At 70.9% G+C, this 16,712-nt stretch carries 15 protein-coding genes; 12 read left to right on the top strand and 3 right to left on the bottom strand.

Annotation, left to right across the window (positions count from 1 at the left end; genetic code table 11):
- Positions 1 to 217: 217 nt before the first annotated feature.
- The 3 genes from AB0G15_RS17480 to AB0G15_RS17470 form a co-directional block, all read right to left on the bottom strand.
- Entirely contained in the window at positions 218 to 2,302 is a 2,085-nt protein-coding gene (locus AB0G15_RS17480) for a multicopper oxidase family protein (RefSeq protein ID WP_362840472.1), read from the bottom strand.
- A gap of 214 nt (positions 2,303 to 2,516) precedes the next feature.
- Positions 2,517 to 3,179, bottom strand: a complete 663-nt coding sequence (locus tag AB0G15_RS17475) for a response regulator transcription factor (protein ID WP_362840470.1) — start codon at positions 3,177 to 3,179, stop codon at positions 2,517 to 2,519.
- Positions 3,176 to 4,363: a histidine kinase gene (locus AB0G15_RS17470; protein WP_362840467.1), complete on the bottom strand. Its 1,188-nt coding sequence runs from the start codon at positions 4,361 to 4,363 to the stop codon at positions 3,176 to 3,178. The genes AB0G15_RS17475 and AB0G15_RS17470 overlap by 4 nt, the downstream gene beginning before the upstream one ends.
- Before the next feature lie 400 nt (positions 4,364 to 4,763).
- Here AB0G15_RS17470 and AB0G15_RS17465 point away from each other — a divergent pair, with 400 nt between their 5' ends.
- From AB0G15_RS17465 to AB0G15_RS17410, 12 genes are all read left to right on the top strand, one after another.
- Complete coding sequence (locus AB0G15_RS17465) at positions 4,764 to 5,225, top strand: hypothetical protein (protein ID WP_362840465.1); 462 nt, start codon at positions 4,764 to 4,766, stop codon at positions 5,223 to 5,225.
- Between the two features lie 716 nt (positions 5,226 to 5,941).
- Entirely contained in the window at positions 5,942 to 6,529 is a 588-nt protein-coding gene (locus tag AB0G15_RS17460; RefSeq protein WP_362840462.1) for a hypothetical protein, read from the top strand.
- Between the two features lie 511 nt (positions 6,530 to 7,040).
- Positions 7,041 to 7,964, top strand: a complete 924-nt coding sequence (locus AB0G15_RS17455) for a hypothetical protein (protein WP_362840460.1) — start codon at positions 7,041 to 7,043, stop codon at positions 7,962 to 7,964.
- A 189-nt stretch (positions 7,965 to 8,153) separates the two neighbouring features.
- Positions 8,154 to 10,088, top strand: a complete 1,935-nt coding sequence (locus tag AB0G15_RS17450; RefSeq protein ID WP_362840458.1) for a glycosyltransferase family 2 protein — start codon at positions 8,154 to 8,156, stop codon at positions 10,086 to 10,088.
- A gap of 69 nt (positions 10,089 to 10,157) precedes the next feature.
- Positions 10,158 to 11,231 (top strand): energy-coupling factor ABC transporter permease, encoded by a 1,074-nt coding sequence (locus tag AB0G15_RS17445; protein WP_362840456.1) that lies wholly within the window; start codon positions 10,158 to 10,160, stop codon positions 11,229 to 11,231.
- Complete coding sequence (cbiQ, locus tag AB0G15_RS17440) at positions 11,231 to 11,995, top strand: cobalt ECF transporter T component CbiQ (protein WP_362840453.1); 765 nt, start codon at positions 11,231 to 11,233, stop codon at positions 11,993 to 11,995. The genes AB0G15_RS17445 and cbiQ overlap by 1 nt, the downstream gene beginning before the upstream one ends.
- Before the next feature lie 62 nt (positions 11,996 to 12,057).
- Positions 12,058 to 12,771, top strand: coding sequence for an ABC transporter ATP-binding protein (locus AB0G15_RS17435; RefSeq protein WP_362840450.1), 714 nt, complete (start codon positions 12,058 to 12,060; stop codon positions 12,769 to 12,771).
- A gap of 136 nt (positions 12,772 to 12,907) precedes the next feature.
- Entirely contained in the window at positions 12,908 to 13,246 is a 339-nt protein-coding gene (locus AB0G15_RS17430; RefSeq protein ID WP_344750334.1) for an STAS domain-containing protein, read from the top strand.
- Positions 13,247 to 13,331: 85 nt separating this feature from the next.
- Positions 13,332 to 14,105: an SDR family NAD(P)-dependent oxidoreductase gene (locus AB0G15_RS17425; RefSeq protein WP_362678313.1), complete on the top strand. Its 774-nt coding sequence runs from the start codon at positions 13,332 to 13,334 to the stop codon at positions 14,103 to 14,105.
- A gap of 10 nt (positions 14,106 to 14,115) precedes the next feature.
- Entirely contained in the window at positions 14,116 to 14,880 is a 765-nt protein-coding gene (locus AB0G15_RS17420) for a crotonase/enoyl-CoA hydratase family protein (protein WP_362840447.1), read from the top strand.
- A gap of 170 nt (positions 14,881 to 15,050) precedes the next feature.
- Positions 15,051 to 15,698 (top strand): rhomboid family intramembrane serine protease, encoded by a 648-nt coding sequence (locus AB0G15_RS17415; protein ID WP_362840444.1) that lies wholly within the window; start codon positions 15,051 to 15,053, stop codon positions 15,696 to 15,698.
- 484 nt (positions 15,699 to 16,182) lie between these two features.
- Positions 16,183 to 16,590 carry a BlaI/MecI/CopY family transcriptional regulator gene (locus AB0G15_RS17410; RefSeq protein ID WP_362840441.1) on the top strand — a complete coding sequence of 136 codons (408 nt, stop codon included), beginning with the start codon at positions 16,183 to 16,185 and terminating at the stop codon, positions 16,588 to 16,590.
- Positions 16,591 to 16,712 lie beyond the last annotated feature (122 nt).

Genomic DNA, 16,712 nt, shown 5'->3' with positions numbered 1-16,712 from the left:
CCGACGTGGCGGAGATCATGAAAATGGAGATCGGGAAGCCCTGCGGCCGCGCGGACACCGCTTCTCGGCGATGCCCGGACCGCAGACGCCCTGCTCGAGAAAGAGGGCCTTCGCGGCCGGATCGTCCTCACTCCGTGAACCGGCCACAGGGACGAGCGGAATTCGGTTCCCGCGAGTTGGGCCCGCGACATCCCCGCGAGTCGGGCCCGCGACCCGATCACTCCGGCTGGTTGGGGGTTCCGTGTCCGATCTCGTAGGGAGTGGAGACCCCCTCGTAGGCCAGGTGCGTCACCATGCCGTCGGCCGCGTGGCCGAGGTCGTGACAGTGGTCCATCCAGACGCCGGGATTGTCCGCGCGGAATCCGATCTCGTAGGTTTCACCAGGTTGGACGGCCAGGGTGTCGATCCACCAGGGGCTCCCGGTGGTCGGGCGGCCGTTTCGGGAAAGCACGAGGGCGTGGTGCCCGTGCAGGTGCATCGGGTGGACCTGGTGGCTGCGGTTCACGAACGTCATACGGACGACTTCACCCTGCCGGACCATGTGGACGGGGGTGTGGGGAAAGCCGCGCCCGTTGACGGTGGGCAGGAAATGGAGGGTGCCGTCGTGGAAGCCGATCCTGTCGTCGATGATGACCGTGAAATCGCGGTCGAAGCGGGTGAAGGGGGCCGGAGCCGGCGTGCCGTACGTCGCGGGGTCGAAGAGCGGCGCGTCAGACGGAATCGAGGGCGCGGTCGCCGGGCCGTCGGAGCCGGGACTCAGGAGCAGTCCGGCCCGGGGGTTGGCGAGGTCGGCCAGGAGGACCGGCCGGTCCGGCATGACGAAGGTCAGGTCGTACCGGCCGCCCTCGGCCACGGAGAGCCGCACCCCGTCGAGTTCGGAGGGGCCGTCGAGGTCGACTCCGTCGATGGCGGCCACCCGGAAGCGCGTGCCCAGCAGTACGAGGTTCCTGGACTCGACGTCCGACCAGGCGTTCCTGTCGGTGTTGACCACGCGTAGCCGTACCGGGGTGCCGGGTCTCACCGGTCGGCGGTCGAGCGTGTCCGACGTGCCGAACGCCGCGACCAGCCCGTCGGGACGCTCCCAGTTGTGGGCCATCACGGTGATGTCCTCGCCCGCGGTGCCTTCCGGGGGGAGTACCACGAGCGAGCCGAACAGCCCGCGCCGCACGCCGACGAGGGGGCGCTGGTGGGTGTGATACCAGAATGTGCCCACCTGGTCGGCGCGGAACCGGTAGACGTGGCTCTCACCCGGCTGTACGGCGTCCTGGGTCACGCCCGCGACGCCGTCCTCTGCGTTGGGCACGTCCAGGCCGTGCCAGTGGATGGTGACCCCCTCGCGGGGAAGCCTGTTGACGAGCGTCACCTGGACGAGGTCGCCCTCGCGTACGGTCAGCGCGGGCCCGGGTACCTGGCCGTTGTAGGTCCAGGCGTCGAGGACGGCGCCGGAGCCGAGCCGGATGCTCGTCTCCTGGGCCGTCAGGGTGAATACGCGGTCGGGGGTGCCCGTGCCCGTGCGCGGGCCGGTGAGGTCGGCGGCGTTGACGGCCTTGACGGCCGGGACGCCCGATGCCCGGCTCCCGTGGTGGGAACCGCCGGGACCTCCTCCGTAGTCCACGTCGCCGTGGCCCATCATGGACATCCGGTCGGGCAGAAGGCTCGTCCGCATCCCGTAGACGCCCGCACCGGTGATGGCCGTCGCCACCAGGGCGGTGACGGCCACGGCCCGCCTGGTCCCGGCCCGGCGGGGGCGGGGGTTTCGCCCCCGGGACGCCGCCGCGGCCACGAGGAGGACGCCCGCGTAGATCGCCATGTCCGCGCCGTACGGCGGGAGCGGACGGGAGAGGTACTCCATGAAGGCGCCGAGCAGGGCTGCCGCCGCGGTCGTCCGCACGGAGACCCGGACGGAAACCGGGAAGGGCGCCGGCGGTGCTCCCGCCGTCTCCGGTGTCCTCTCCGTCCTTGCCGTCTCCGCCGTCTCCGCCGTTCCGTTCGTCGCTCGACGTCGACCGGCGATCCGCCGCAGCGCTGGGACGGCCAGCGCGAACATCGCCACCATCGGGACGGCGAGCAGGGGGAGCGCCACCAGCACCCGGTCGGCGACGAAGACCCAGCCGTTCGACCACAGCAGGCCGGTGCCGATGCCCCGGGCCACCGTGACGACCGTCCCCACGCCGATCAGCACGAGGAGGAGCCGGGCCCGGCGGCGCGTTGGGAGACCTCCCGCGAGGAGGCCCGCGGCGCTCCAGACGACGAGGAGCAGGATCACCAAAATGCTGTCGACATTCACCGCGAACTCGTACATGGGCGCCGACGCTAGGTTCCCGGCGGGGGCGCTCGCATCCGCCCGATGCCGACACCGGCTACGCGAATCACCGTATGGACGGCCGGGCGGGAGCCGTACGGTGCCGGGTGTGTCCTGACCGCCGGGCCGTTGCCGCCGGGTGTTCCCTCGGGTGTGTCCCGGCCGTCGAGTGCGTTCTGGCGGGATATTTGGATTGTCTGGCGTGTTCTGGTTGTCAGGCGTGTCCGGGGCGGACCAGGCCGGTTTCGTAGGCGATCACTACGAGTTGGGCCCGGTCGCGCGCGCCGAGTTTCACCATCGTCCGGTGAACGTGGGTGCGTGCGGTCGCCGGGCTCATGGACAGGCGCTCACCGATCTGCTCGTTGCTCAGCCCGGCCGCCACGAGCGCCATGACCTCGCGCTCCCTGCCCGTGAGCCTGCCGAGCGCGTCCGTGTCCCGAGGGGCCGGCTCTTGGGCGAGGAACCGGGCGATCAACCGGCGGGTCGCGGCCGGGGACAGCAGAGCCTCTCCCCGGGAGACCACGCGCACCGCCTGCCGGAGGTCGGCGGGTTCGACGTCCTTGGTGAGGAAGCCGCTCGCGCCCGCGCGAAGGCCGTCCATGACGTACTCGTCGAGATCGAAAGTCGTGAGCACGATCACGCGAACCGCGGACAGCGTGTCGTCCCCGGCGATCCGCCTGGTGGCCTCCAGCCCGTCCATGATCGGCATCCTGATGTCCATGAGCACCACGTCGGGACGCGACTCGCGTACGAGCCGGACCACGTCCTCCCCTGTCGTGGCCTCCGCGACGACCCTGATGTCGTCGCAGTTCTCCAGGAGCCCGCGCAGGCCCACCCGGACCATCGTCTGGTCGTCGGCGACCAGTACCCGGATCACGCGGGGTCTCCGATCGGCAACCTGACGAGGACGGAGAATCCGCCGCCGGGAAGGGGCGCCGCCGTGAGCGTTCCGCCGAGGGACGACGCGCGCTCCCTCATTCCGCTGAGCCCGTATCCCGAGGTCGCCCCGGCTTCCGGGTGTTCGTCTCTCCGGTCACGCCCCTCGCGGGGACGTCCGTCGTCGACGACCTCGACCTCGAGCGCGTCCGGCTCGTAGGCCAGGGTGATCTGTACCGTGCCGGCGTTCGCGTGCCGGATCGTGTTCGTCACCGATTCCTGCACGACACGGAACGCGGCGAGGTCCACGGCGGGGGGCAGCCGCCGTGCCTCACCTTTCACGATGACCGTCGCCTCCAGACCGGCGCTCCGCGCCCGTCCGGTCAGCTCGCCGACCTGGCCCAGGCCCGGAGCCGGTACGCGCGGCGGGGTCTCGCCGTCGTCCGTCCTGAGGAGTCCCAGGGCCGACCTGAGCTCGATCGTGGCCTCCCTGGCGGCCGTGCGGATGGCGCGCAGAGCCGTCCGCGCGTCGGTCGGCCGATTGTCGAGCATCTCGTCGGCCAGCGCCGCCTGGATGGTTATCCCGGTGATCGTGTGGCTCAGCACGTCGTGTATCTCCCCGGCGACCCGCAGCCGCTCCTCCGCCGCCCGCCGGGCCGCCTCGCGCTCCCGTCCGGCCTCCACCAGGGCCAGCCGTTCCCCGGCCTCCGCGAGCCGTACCCTCCGGCTGCGCATGGTCTCGCCCAGCAGGACGACGGCGAGGAGCAGCCCTGCCTGGGCCGTCATGTCCGTGAGCACAGGCAGGATCGGTTCGCCGAGATGCAGGGGGCGGATCGTCAGCCCCAGCACGACGAAGAGCGCGGCGACACCGAGCGACCACACCAGCAGTCCTCCCGATGCCGTGGTGTAGAGCGCGAGGGCCAGGGGAACGGCTGGGGTGATTCCTGGATATTCCAGCCCGTAGTACAGCAGGAGGCACGCGGCCGTGACGAGGAGCACGCCCAGCGGCGAACGTCTGCGGAACAGGAGAACCCCTCCGACGACCGCGGCGAGACCGTAGGCGATCGCGTCGGGAGGCCGTGATCCGAGGACGGGCTCGGTCGCCACGCTCATCGCGATGCCCACCAGGATCCCGACGAGCATCGCCAGGCCGGTGTCGGCGGCGGCGCGCGTCCATCGACTCATGGCCACACCCTAAACGCGCCCTGAAACGTGACGGGCGAGAGGCCGGGGAGCCCGACGTCGCCGAGCCGTTCCTTGCGCCGGCGCCGCACGTCGGCTTCATTGACGCTCGTCTGCTCGGATCGTCACAGCTACACGAGTGACCGGCCGAATCGTTCTTACGGGTTATCAAGGGGCGGCGCCGCGCGCCGCCGCACGGCCCGCCGCCCGCCCGCCGGGCATGCGGCGTGGGCGCCGGTCCCGGCCGGTGGCGGGACTCAGGGCCGCGCGCCGCACCTCGCACCCGCCATACCCGTCCCGTCCGCCGTAGATGGGCCACACCGCCGCCACCCGTGCAAATCTCGGCCGCCATGCGACGTTCGACATCCCACGCAGCCAAGACTGTGCCGTCATAATCCGACCCGTGAGACTCGAAACAGACCCAGAACGCAAGGTCCACACAGGAACCTGCGACTGCTGCGGAACTCCCTTCGAACGCGTGACAGGGTTCGTCAACGGCGACGACGGCGCCTACGCCATCTACTACGCCTCCTGCTACCACCACGATGGCGTTCACGAGGCATGGATCGATGTCGTCTTCGACGACGCATGGGACCCGGACGACCCCGTGACCCCCACCGGCTCCAACCGCGTCACCTTCGGATGCCGTGTCGGCCCCGTCGCAAACAACCCCGACCCCGCATGCACCCTCGTTCCGGCCGCCTCCCTCGTACCCGACAAACCTCTCTACGGCCACAAGCTCAATCGCGACGAAGCCCTCCGACACCCCTGGCTCTCCGCCTACTGGCACACCGTCGACCACATCCTCGAACACGACACCACCGTCCGTCAGCACCTCTACGGGGTCCCCGCAGACGAGCATTGACAAGACCAAGAAGCCTCCGGCAGGGATCTCAGACTCAGGGATGATCCAGGTTCTCAAAGCAAGGTCCGTAGGTGGAGAGGGCCGGATCTTCCCGCCACCGATCCCGACCAGGGCGCCGGCGACCCGAAACACTCCCTCATCAAGGCGGCGGCTGCGCCACCGTCGCTCGCACGGTCCTTCCCGCGCGAGCTGCGGCCTGGGGGCCGGTCTCGCACGGGCTGCAGCCACGGCGTCGAGTGACCCAACGGCAGGCGCCCTTGAATTTCATTAGCGTGACCAGGTGCTCAGCTACAACGACCTTGTCGAACAAGACATGCACGCATCCCCGCACGGATGGACTTCAGCCGGCCACGCGACCGAACGAGTGGCGGGAGCCCGTCATGGCGATACACCGAGCGGGCCTCGGTGCCTCTCTCGGCGGCAGAAGCAACACTGCCTGACATCTGACGGCCAAGCGTCCCGCATTCCGAACGGCGACCCGCAACGGTCACGCCTCCGGCGGGGGCCTCGGTTCCGGGACGGCCGGCGTTGCATCGCGAGAACCGCAAGTGGTTGAGGCGGAAGCCGGATCTTCCCGTCTTGGGCGCCTTGCCCAGGCCTCCGCGATGGCCTTGTCGCGGTCCTGACCGGCATGCTGGCAGATCACGCCCGTCACGGATGGTCTGCGCGGAAGACATTCCGAGCATCATCCTGTCCACCGGGCTAGGGTCCCTCGCATGGCAGCCACCCCCTCAGCCGTGGATCTCCGGCATCAGGCACCGGACAGAAGTCGATGGTGGCGATCGGCGCTCGTCTTCGGTCCTGCTGCCGTAGGTGCCGTTTTGACGCTCTTCGCTGCGGCTTATCCCGGCGGCAACCAGTTTCTTGCTCTGTCGGCCCTCCCCGCGTGGCTCCTGTCCGGCCTCATATGGATCTCTCTCCTCATTACCCGGGACAGCGGCTACCGGCGTAGCCCATGGATCATCGCGATGCCCCTCATCGGAGTGCTCGCGTTCGCCCTGGCGAACTCCCGGCTTCCGATGCGGGCGGCTTTCCTGATCTCCGAGCCCGCTCTCACCGGCTATGCGCGGTCGCTCCCCGAACAGGAGGGGTTGTCGCTCGAAGAGGAGCGCGTCGGCCTCTTCACCGTCGACACCGCGCAGCGCTGGAAGGGCGTCACGCGTCTTGATATTGCCGATGCCGGTGGAATGCTCGTCAAGTGCGGGTTCGCCCATGTCCCGGATGGGCGTGTGGAGGATCTCGGCGTGTCCTCGTTCGATCATTTGACCGGCGATTGGTACGCGACGTGCACCGACTATGACTGACACATCGGGTGCGATTCATGTCGCGCCGTACGTCCAGTCCTGATCGGTGCTTCACCACGGCGAGTGGTCGCCTCCCGTCCGGAGTCCTCGCCGCGCCCAACCGCGTGACGGAGATCGGGCCGATCCGGCGCGGGCGAGAGTCGCGAGGCGCCGGCGGCGCGGGCGACACGTCCCCCGGAGCTTGCGCAATCTGTGATCAAATAACTACCATGCGTAAAAAAGATCTTGAGGGGATCTTTGGCCGAGGGGTGTCCGGGATCCCGCCGGCGCTCGCGGGCGCGGTGACGGCGAGTGCGGTGGCGGGCCGAGCGTCCGGCGAGGTGTCCGGCCGGGGCGTGGCGGCCCGGGCGGGCCCCGGCGGCGTTCCACGACGGTAGGGGGATGTGCGGTGGCCGGAGGGCTTCGGCGCGGGATCGTCGCGTTTCTCGTTGTGGGCTGTATGGCGTCGGTGACGGGTTCCGGGGCTTCCGGCGCGTCCGGCCCGGCCCCGGATCCGGACTTCTCCCTGACGGTGAGTCCGGCACGCCTGGTCGTCGGTCCGGAGGAGATCGACCTCCCCCAGTCGTTCCAGGTGGTCAACCGGGGTCGGTCGGCGGTCGACATGGTCGTCGACAAGGCGAGTTTCAGGGTGGGCGGGACCGGCGAGATGGTCTTCGAGCGCGACGCCCCCCGTTCCGCCGCGGGCTGGCTCAGGGTCACGCCGGCGGACTTCCGTCTCGCCCCCGGCGCGGAGCGGCGCGTCACCGTGCGGATCGACCCCCCGCCCCGGCCCGAGCCCGGCGGGTACCAGGTGGCCCTGCTCTTCGCCGTCCCCGCCGGAGCCGGCGGGGGCGACATCAAGCTCGACCGGGTGATCGGGACGCCGATCTACCTCACGGTTCCGGGGCCGATCGACACCTCCGTGAACGTCGGCGACCTCACCACCCCCAGCGGTTTCGCGACGGGCGGTCCCATCGACTTCACCGCCACCGTCGACAACGTCGGGACCGTTCACCGGGACTTCCTCGCCCCGCGGAGCCTGAAGGTGGGGGTGAACGGCTACGACGTGCCGTTCCCCGACTTCACGCTGCCCCGCGGGGCCGGCAGGAGCGTCACCGCCAGGTGGGCGGATCCGCCGTTCATGTGCGTCTGCCGCGCGACGGTGTCGGTTTCCGGCAGCGGCGGGACCTCCCGGCGGAGCGTCACGCTGGTCATCTTCCCGCTCCACTTCCTCGGGGCGCTGATCGCGGTCGCGGCGGCCCTGTACGTCCTCGCCTGGCTGTCGCGCCGCCGGCGCCGGCACGCGCTCGAGGCGGCCCGGGGGCCGCGCGGTCGTGACGACCCCGCTCGCGACGACCTCGACGGTGATGGCCGGGACGGTGACGGTCGGGGCGGCGAGGGTCGGGACGTCGGCGGCCGCGACGTCCCCGCCCGGGCCGGTGACGAAATCCGGTGAGGTTCGGCGAGGCCCGGTGAGGTCCGCGGTACGCCGCAAGTCGTACGAAACGGTCGTTTCACTCCCTATGCGGTCTCCCGCGCCGGCAGATCCGAGGGGGCAACCCTGTGGATTCGCCCCGTACGGACGGCCCTTCGTCACATACTGAGACGCTAGATAAGCGGAAAGTGACCGACGAGGGGCGCGGCGGTGACAGTAACGATCCTCCAGCGAGTCCGCACGGAGCGGGGCGGCTGCGATATCACGAGCACGGAGCGGGGCGGCCGTGACATCACGAGCGAGGAGGCGATCCGGTCCGACGTCGACGTCACCGTGATCGTCCCCCTCCACAACTGCAGGCCCTATCTCGACAGGTGCCTGACCTCGCTGCTGATCCAGCGCGTCGCCCTGGAGGTGGTGGTCGTCGACGACGGTTCCACCGACGGCGGTGACGCGCTGCTCGACCTGTACGCCTCCTGCCACCGCGGGGTGATCCGCGTCGTCAGGCAGGAGGCGTCCGGCGGCGCGGGGCGCCCGCGCAATGTCGGGCTCTCCCACGCGCGCGGCAGGTACGTCTTCTTCTGCGACGCGGACGACTATCTCGGCCCCCAGGCGCTGGAGCGGATGCTCGCGATGGCCGACCGCAACGGCTCGGACATCGTGCTCGGCAAGATCGTCGGGCATGACCGCAAGGTGCCGATCTCGATGTTCAAGGAGAACGCCGAGCGGGTGCCTCTCGGCGACAGCGCGGTCTACAACAGCCTGAGCTGCTTCAAGCTGTTCCGCAGGGAGATGCTGGAGCGGCACGCCATCCGTTTCGACGAGACCCTCCTGGTGGGGGAGGACGTCGTCTTCACCACCCACGCCTACTGTCACGCGAACGTGATCTCGGTGGTCGCCGACTACGACTGCTACCACCTGGTCGCCCGGCCGGACGGCACCAGCATCATGCAGCGGCAGGGGAGCCGCGACCCGGTCTCCTGGCTGCGGATGATCAGACGGCCGATCGAGCTGATGCTCGCCCACGTACGCCCCGGGGATCTCCGCGACCACCTCCTGCGGCGTCATTTCCGGATGGACGCCTTCGGCAACCTCGGCAGGCCCTTTCTGGAGGCCGGGGAGGTCGAGCGCAAGGAGATCGCCGCCGAGGTCGCCGACATGTGCGAGCGGTGGCTGACCGACGGGGTCCGCGAACGGCTCCCCGCGATCGACAGGAGCCGGATCGCCGCGCTGCAGGACATCGACCGCCTGGTGCGGCTGGCGCACATCGAGTCGGCCTCGGTCCGCAGGGAGCTCACCGCGCTTGGCTGGGAGCGCGAACGGGAGGGGCGGCTGGCGATCTCGGGCAAGGTCGCGCTGAGCACGCTGGAGCGCCACGACCGCCCGGAGATCACCGGCGGGGACCTCGCCCTGGTGCTGCGGCGCCGGCACGTGGACCCCGGCCCGTCCGACGAGGTCGTGGTCCCGGTGACCGGCGACTGCGCGGGGTTCACCGGGATCGTCGACGTCACCACCCTGTCCTCCGGCATCTGGGACGTCCACGTGAGCGTCGCCTTCGAGGGCGTTCCCCGGCTCGCGCGCCTGGGCGCGGACGGGGAGGGGCTGATCGCACCGCCCGCGCCGCGCGTGGTCGGCGACGTCGTCGCCCTTCCGTACTTCACCCACCCGTACGGCAACCTCAGCCTCGACATCGGCGGGCACGTGGTCGCGGTGCCGGGCGGCGCCAGGCTGGTGCGCGCCCGCTGGGCGGCCGGGCACCGGCTGGTGCTCGACGGCGAGGTCAGCGTGGGGGCGGCGGCCCCGGCGGCCGACGCGGTGCGCTCCCTGGTCTGGCGGGAGCGCGAGTCGAGCCGGGAGCGGCGCGAGCCGGTGACGGTCGGCGCGGGCGGCACGTTCACGGCCTCACAGGCGATGGGGCGGCTGGGGCCCGGCACCTGGGACGCCTATCTGGAGCTCGACCTGGGCGGGCCGCCCGCGCGCTTCAGGATCGAGGCGGTGCCGGAGGTGATCGAGCAGCCGCGCACGTGGTGGCGCGGCGCGATCCGGTGGAGTGTCAGGCCCTACGCCACGGCGGGGAAGGGCCGGTTCAGCACGGTGGTCCGCACCCTCGGCCCCAGAACTTTCATCAGACGTATCGTTCGTTAATGCCACATTCTTGCAACTACAAGCCCATGGCCTAAAGTTGGGAGCAAATCCGCATCTCGGAGGCTTGTTGTGCACGTACCCGATGGCTTTTTCAACGCCGCCGTCTCGGTGTCGGCGGGAGTGGTGGCCGCCGCCGGCGTGGCCGTCTGCCTACGTGGCGCCCGTCGTGAGCTCGACGACCGCACCGCTCCGATGGCCGGACTGGTCGCCGCCTTCATCTTCGCCGTCCAGATGCTCAACTTCCCGGTCGCCGCGGGTACCAGCGGTCATCTCCTCGGCGGCGCGCTCGCCGCGATACTCGTCGGCCCGTACACGGCGGTGCTGTGCGTGGCCGTGGTCCTCCTGGTGCAGGCGTTCTTCTTCGCCGACGGCGGGCTGACCGCGCTGGGCGTCAACATCACGCTGATGGGCCTCGTCGCCGTGCTGGTCGGATGGGGCGTCTTCCGCCTGATCACCCGGAGCGTGCGGAGCAGGGGCGCCGTGGTGGCGGCCGCTTTCGTCGCGGCGCTGGTCTCGGTGCCGGCCTCGGCGCTGGCGTTCACCCTGCTGTTCTGGGCCGGCGGCACCGCGCCCATCGAGATCGGCACGGTCGCCGCCGCCATGGGCGGCGTGCACCTGCTCATCGGCGTGGGAGAGGGCCTGATCACCGCGGTCACCGTCAGCACCGTGCTGGCGATCCGGCCCGACCTGGTGTACGGCGCCCGCGAGCTCGTCGCGCCACTGGTCCTGCGGGGCGCGGACGGCGACGTGACCGTCACCCCCGGGAGCCCGAGCTCCTCCGCGTCTCCGGCGCCGGTCGCCGCCCGCCGTCCCGGCTGGTTCCTGCCCGCCGGAGTCGCGGTGGCGGCGCTGCTGGCGGGCCTCGTCAGTTTCTACGCCTCCTCCTCGCCCGACGGCCTGGAGCGGGTCGCCGAGGACAAGGGTTTCATCGGCCAGGCGGCCGACCACGCGCTGGGCGAGCAGCCGCTCGCCGACTACGGGGACGTGGGCGGCATCCCGGTGGGCGTGGCCGGGCTGATCGGCGTCGGGGTGACCCTGGCCGTCGGCGGCGGGGTGTTCTACGCCGTGCGCCGACGCGGTGACGACGCCGACGGCGCTGACGGCACCGGCAGGGGCGACAGCGGCGAGAAGGTCTCCGCCTGATGGGAGCGGGCCACCGTCACCAGCTGCACCGGCCGGGCGACACGCTCGTGCACCGGTTGCCGCCCCAGTGCAAGCTGGTGGCGGTGGCCGGGTTCGCCCTGGTCGTGGTCGCCACCCCGCGCGAGTGGTTCTGGGCCTTCGGGCTGTACGCCGTGCTCCTGGCCGCCGTGGCGGCCCTCGCGCGCGTCCCGGCGGGGTTCGTGCTGCGGCGGATGGTGGTCGAGATCCCGTTCGTGGTGTTCGCGCTGGCCATCCCGTTCATCGGGTTCGGCGAGAGGGTGACCTTCCTGGGCCTCTCGCTCAGCGTGGCGGGCCTGTGGGCCGCCTGGAACATCCTGGCCAAGGCGACCCTGGGCGTGGTCGCGAGCGTGCTGCTCGCGGCCACCACCGAGCCGCGGCTGATCCTGCTGGGCGCCCAGCGCCTGAGGCTGCCGCCGCTGCTGGTGCAGATCGCCATGTTCATGCTCCGCTACATGGACGTGATCCTGGACGAGATGCGCCGGATGCGGGTGGCGAGGGAGTCGCGCGGGTTCGCGGCCAGGGACGTGCGGCACATCCCGGTGGTCGCCAGGTCGGCGGGGGCGCTGTTCATCCGCTCGTACGAGCGGGGCGAGCGGGTGCACCTGGCGATGCTCAGCCGGGGCTACACCGGATCGATGCCGGTCATCCAGGATCTCTCCGCCGCTTCGCGGCAGTGGCTCGCCGCCGGTATGTTGCCGGGTGCGGCACTCGCCGTGCTACTCGGGAGCTGGGGGTTCGCGTGACCGTGCCGTCCTCGCCGCCTGTGCCGGCCTCGGCCGCGTCCCCGCCGCCGCCCTCGCTCGAGGTGAGCCGTCTGGCGTACGCGTACCCCGACGGCACGCAGGCGCTGTTCGGCGTGGACCTCCGGGTGGAGCGCGGTGAGCGGGTCGCGCTGCTCGGGCCGAACGGCGCGGGCAAGACCACGCTGGTGATGCACCTCAACGGCATCCTGACCGCCGGGCACGGCACGGTGGCCGTGGCGGGGCTGCCGGTCGGCAAGGGGTCGCTCATGGAGATCCGCAGGCGGGTCGGGCTCGTGTTCCAGGACCCCGACGACCAGCTCTTCATGCCGACCGTCCGCGAGGACGTGGCCTTCGGCCCGGCCAACATGGGGGTCGCGGGCGAGGAACTGGAGCGGCGGGTCAAGAACGCGCTGGAGCGCGTGGGCATGCTGGAGACGATCGACCGGCCGCCGCACCACCTGTCCTTCGGCCAGCGCCGCCGGGTCGCGGTGGCGACCGTGCTGGCCATGGAGCCGGAGATCCTGGTCCTCGACGAGCCGTCGTCCAACCTGGACCCGGCCTCCCGGCGCGAGCTCGCCGAGATCCTGCGGGGGCTCGACGTGACCGTCCTGATGGTCACCCACGACCTGCCGTACGCGCTGGAGCTGTGCGAACGCTCGCTCATCCTCTCCGGAGGCGTCATCGCCGCCGACGGGCCGACCCGCGAGATCCTCGCCGACACGAGCCTCCTCGCCGCGCACCGGCTCGAACTGCCGTACGGTTTCGCCGCGCCCTGACTTCGGGATCTTCGAACCTGGGATCCCGTACACCGGAGCGCGGTCGGCGCGAACTTGCTGTGAACAATCGCGCATGACCTCGCGCGGAGTGACGGCGAAGTAAAGTAGGTCTGCCCTTCGGGCGCGAGGAGGACTGATGAAGCTACGGCTGGCTCGCCGCGCCGTCGGGGACGCCGTGGTGGTGGCTGTCGAGGGCGAGCTCGACCTGTTCACCGCTCCCTTCCTGCGGGACGAGGTTCGTGACGCGATCAAGCTGGACGGCGCGCGGCTGGTCCTCGACCTCACCGCCCTGTCCTTCATGGACTCCAGCGGCCTGTCCGTGCTGATCGAGGCGTGGCGGCTGGCCACGAGCGAGGGCGGCGGGGTCTCGCTGGCGGCCCCCCAGGCGCCGGTGGCCCGGATCCTCCGCACGACGGGGCTCGACCGGCGGATCAAGGTCTATCCCGACGTGAGCAGCGCCGTCGGGGAGATCTAGCCGGTACCGGCCATGGGCGTCGGTCACGGAGAGTTTTAGCCACCCCCAGTAGAACTTCATTCGGTCCGCGCGTTAAAGTCCGCTCATGGACCTGAACGGAGCAGCAGCAATCATCTCGGGCGGTGCCAGCGGCCTCGGCGAGGCCACGGCCCGCGACCTCGCCGCGCACGGCGCCACCGTCGTCATCGCAGACCTCAACGAGGAGCGCGGCAAGTCACTCGCCGACGAGCTCGGCGGCGTCTTCGTCAAGGCCGACGTGTCGGACGAGGAGCAGGTGCAGGCGGCCGTGGACGCGGCCGTGGCGACCGGCAGGCCGCTGCGCGTCGTGGTGAACAGCGCGGGCATCGGCTGGGCCAGCCGGACCGTCGGCCGTGACGGCTCGCCCCACGATCTGGCCTCGTACCGCAAGGTCATCGAGGTCAACCTGATCGGCACCTTCAACCTCATGCGCATCGGCGCCGCCGCGATCGCGAAGACGGAGCCGGTCGACGAGGACGGCCAGCGCGGCGTGGTCATCAACACCGCCTCGGTGGCGGCGCTGGAGGGGCAGACCGGCCAGGTCGCCTACTCGGCTTCCAAGGGCGGCATCGTCGGCATGACCGTCCCGGCCGCGCGCGACCTCGCCGCCATCGGCGTGCGCGTCAACACCATCTGTCCCGGCATCATCGACACCCCGATCTACGGTTTCTCGGCCAACGCCGAGGAGTTCAAGGCCAAGCTCGTGGCGCCGGTGGTCTTCCCCAAGCGCATGGGACAGGCCGCCGAGTTCGCGCACCTGGTCCGCTCGCTGATCGAGAACGACTACATGAACGCCGAGACGGTCCGTTTCGACGGCGGCATCCGCTTCCAGCCCAAGTAGGAGTCACCCGGTGTCTGACGAGGTTCTGGTCGAAGTCGACGGCGGCGTGGCCGTCATCACGATCAACCGCCCCAAGGCCAGGAACGCCGTCAACGGCGCGGTGGCCCGGGGCGTCGCCGGCGCGCTGGACGAGCTGGAGGAGCGCAAGGACGTGGCGGCCTACGTCCTCACCGGCGCCGGCGGCACGTTCTGCTCGGGCATGGACCTGAAGGGGTTCCTGACCGGGGACTTCCCGGTCGTGGAGGGGAGGGGCTTCGGCGGCATCGCCGAGGCGCCGCCGAGGAAGCCGCTCATCGCCGCCGTCGAGGGCTACGCCCTGGCCGGAGGCTGCGAGCTGGCGCTGGCCTGCGACATCATCATCGCCTCCGAGGACGCCAAGTTCGGGCTCCCCGAGCCCAAGCGGGGGCTGGTCGCGGGGGCGGGCGGCGTGATGCGCCTGCCGCGGCGCATCCCGTACCACGTCGCGATGGAGATCGCCCTGACCGGCGACCACTTCCCCGCCTCCCGGCTGTACGAGCTCGGCCTGGTCAACCACGTCACGCCCGCGGGCGAGGCGCTGGCCACGGCCGTCGAGCTCGCGAAGCGGATCGCCGCCAACGCCCCGCTGGCACTCGCCGCGACCAAGCGCGTGATCGTCGAGTCGGCGGACTGGAGCCGCGACGAGATGTTCACGAGACAAGGGGAGATCATCAGCCCGGTGTTCGGTTCCAAGGACGCCATGGAGGGGGCGGCGGCCTTCGCCGAGAAGCGCGCTCCCCGGTGGAAGGGCGAGTAGCCCTTCCGGAAGAGGCTGAAACGCGGAAACGCGGAAACACAGCGCGCCGGGCGCGATCCACGGGGTCGCGCCCGGCGCGTTCACGGCCAGGAGTGCGTACGGTAAAGGTGTGGACGGGTGCGGCGGGGGCACTTGACATCCACGCCACCGCTCCAAGGCCAGGAGAGTGCATGAACGACCACCCGACCGGGATGTCCCCCACCGGCCGATCCTCCGGCGATCTTCTGAAGCGCAGGGCGGGAAATCTGGCCGCGGGCGCGCTGGGCGCCGCGATCATCAACGTCCTCATGGTCGGTGTCATGTGGGCGATCGAGGTCGCCGACTACGTCCTGCCGGGAGAGTTCGACGTCTACGGCATCCGGGCCTGGGATCCCGAGGGCCTGGGCGGCATCTTCCTTGCCCCCTTCCTGCACGCCGGATTCGGCCACCTGATGGCCAACTCGCTGCCCCTGCTCATCCTCGGCTTCCTCGCCGCGCTGCGCGGGATCGGCCGGTTCCTGGCCGCCAGCCTGATCATCGTCCTGGTCAGCGGGCTGGGCGTCTGGTTCACCAGCTCGCCGTCGGCCATCACGGTCGGCGCCAGCGGTCTGGTCTTCGGCTACTTCGGATTCGTCGTCGCCCGCGGCCTGTTCGACCGTCGTGCCCTCGACATCGTGATCGGGGTCGGTGTGGCGATCGCCTACTACTCGATCATCTGGGGCGTGCTGCCCGGCGAGTCGGGCATCTCCTGGCAGGGCCACCTGTTCGGGCTGGTCGGTGGCGTCGTCGCGGCCTGGGTGGTGCGCCGCAGGCGCCGGGCCGTCGCCTCCGCCTACTGAGGCGCCCGCCCACCGGCCGCCTTTCCCGCCTCCGCGACCCGCCGCCGCCCGAACTTGGGGGCCTCGTCCACAGAAGGGCGCTGTATGGGGCTGTAGGCGCTATGTGGCGCTTCGTGGCACCACTGGAATCTCGGAGTCAGGGTCGGCCGGACGCGGTCTCCACGGGCGAATGAGGTCGCTCCGGGGCGCCGCCCACCGGCGGGGCCGGTACCGTGCGGGCGAAGGGCCGGCGGCCCGGCGGTCGAATCCGGCGTCGGCGTGTTTGGGCCGGACGCCTTTTCCGGATGGTTTCTTCCATGGCCGGCGGGTGGTTTCTTCCATGACCAAGCGACAGAAAATACCGCTGAAATTCATCAGCTATGGCCGCATCGGTTGATTTAAGTGACAATGTGACAAAATTTCATGTGTGAACCTGCCTGGCCGCGTGCCCGTACATGTTCCAGGGCCATCACAGCCGGGCGCGACCCTCGAAAGGTGGCCGCGGGTGAACCTGGGATCCCTGGAACGCGCGATCATGGACGTGCTGTGGGGCTGTAAGCAGCCACTGCTGGTTCGCCAGGTGCAGGACATGCTGAACCAGGACGCCGAACGGAGCCTGGCCTACACCACGGTGCAGACCGTCGCCGAGCGCCTCGTCAGGAAGGGCCTGCTGGAGCGGGCACCCGCGCGCAACGCCTTCCGCTACACCGCCAGCCGCTCCCGGGACGAGCACGTGGCCGGGCTGATGCTCGCGGCCCTGGCCGGGAGTCCCGACCGCGCTCCGGTGCTCTCGCGGTTCGCGGAGGGGGTGGATCCGGACGACGCCCTGCGTCTGCTGCACGAGCTGGCGCGGCGCGCGGGGGAGCGGGCGCACCCCCAGGGGGCGGGCGGGGCCCCGAGCACGCTGCCCTAGCCGTACCGACCACAGGGGCCGAGTGCACCTGGCCTCCCGCCCGGGGAGCCGGGAGTCCGGCTTCCGGGACGGGAGCGGAGACCGCGGCCGTCACCGCCGGACCGGGCGGGAAAGCGTCGCGG

The sequence above is a fragment of the Streptosporangium sp. NPDC023825 genome, assembly GCF_040639575.1.
Taxonomy (GTDB): Bacteria; Actinomycetota; Actinomycetes; order Streptosporangiales; family Streptosporangiaceae; genus Streptosporangium.
The sequence above is the reverse complement of the archived record's forward strand: the minus strand, read 5'-3'. Positions and strand labels throughout refer to the sequence as shown.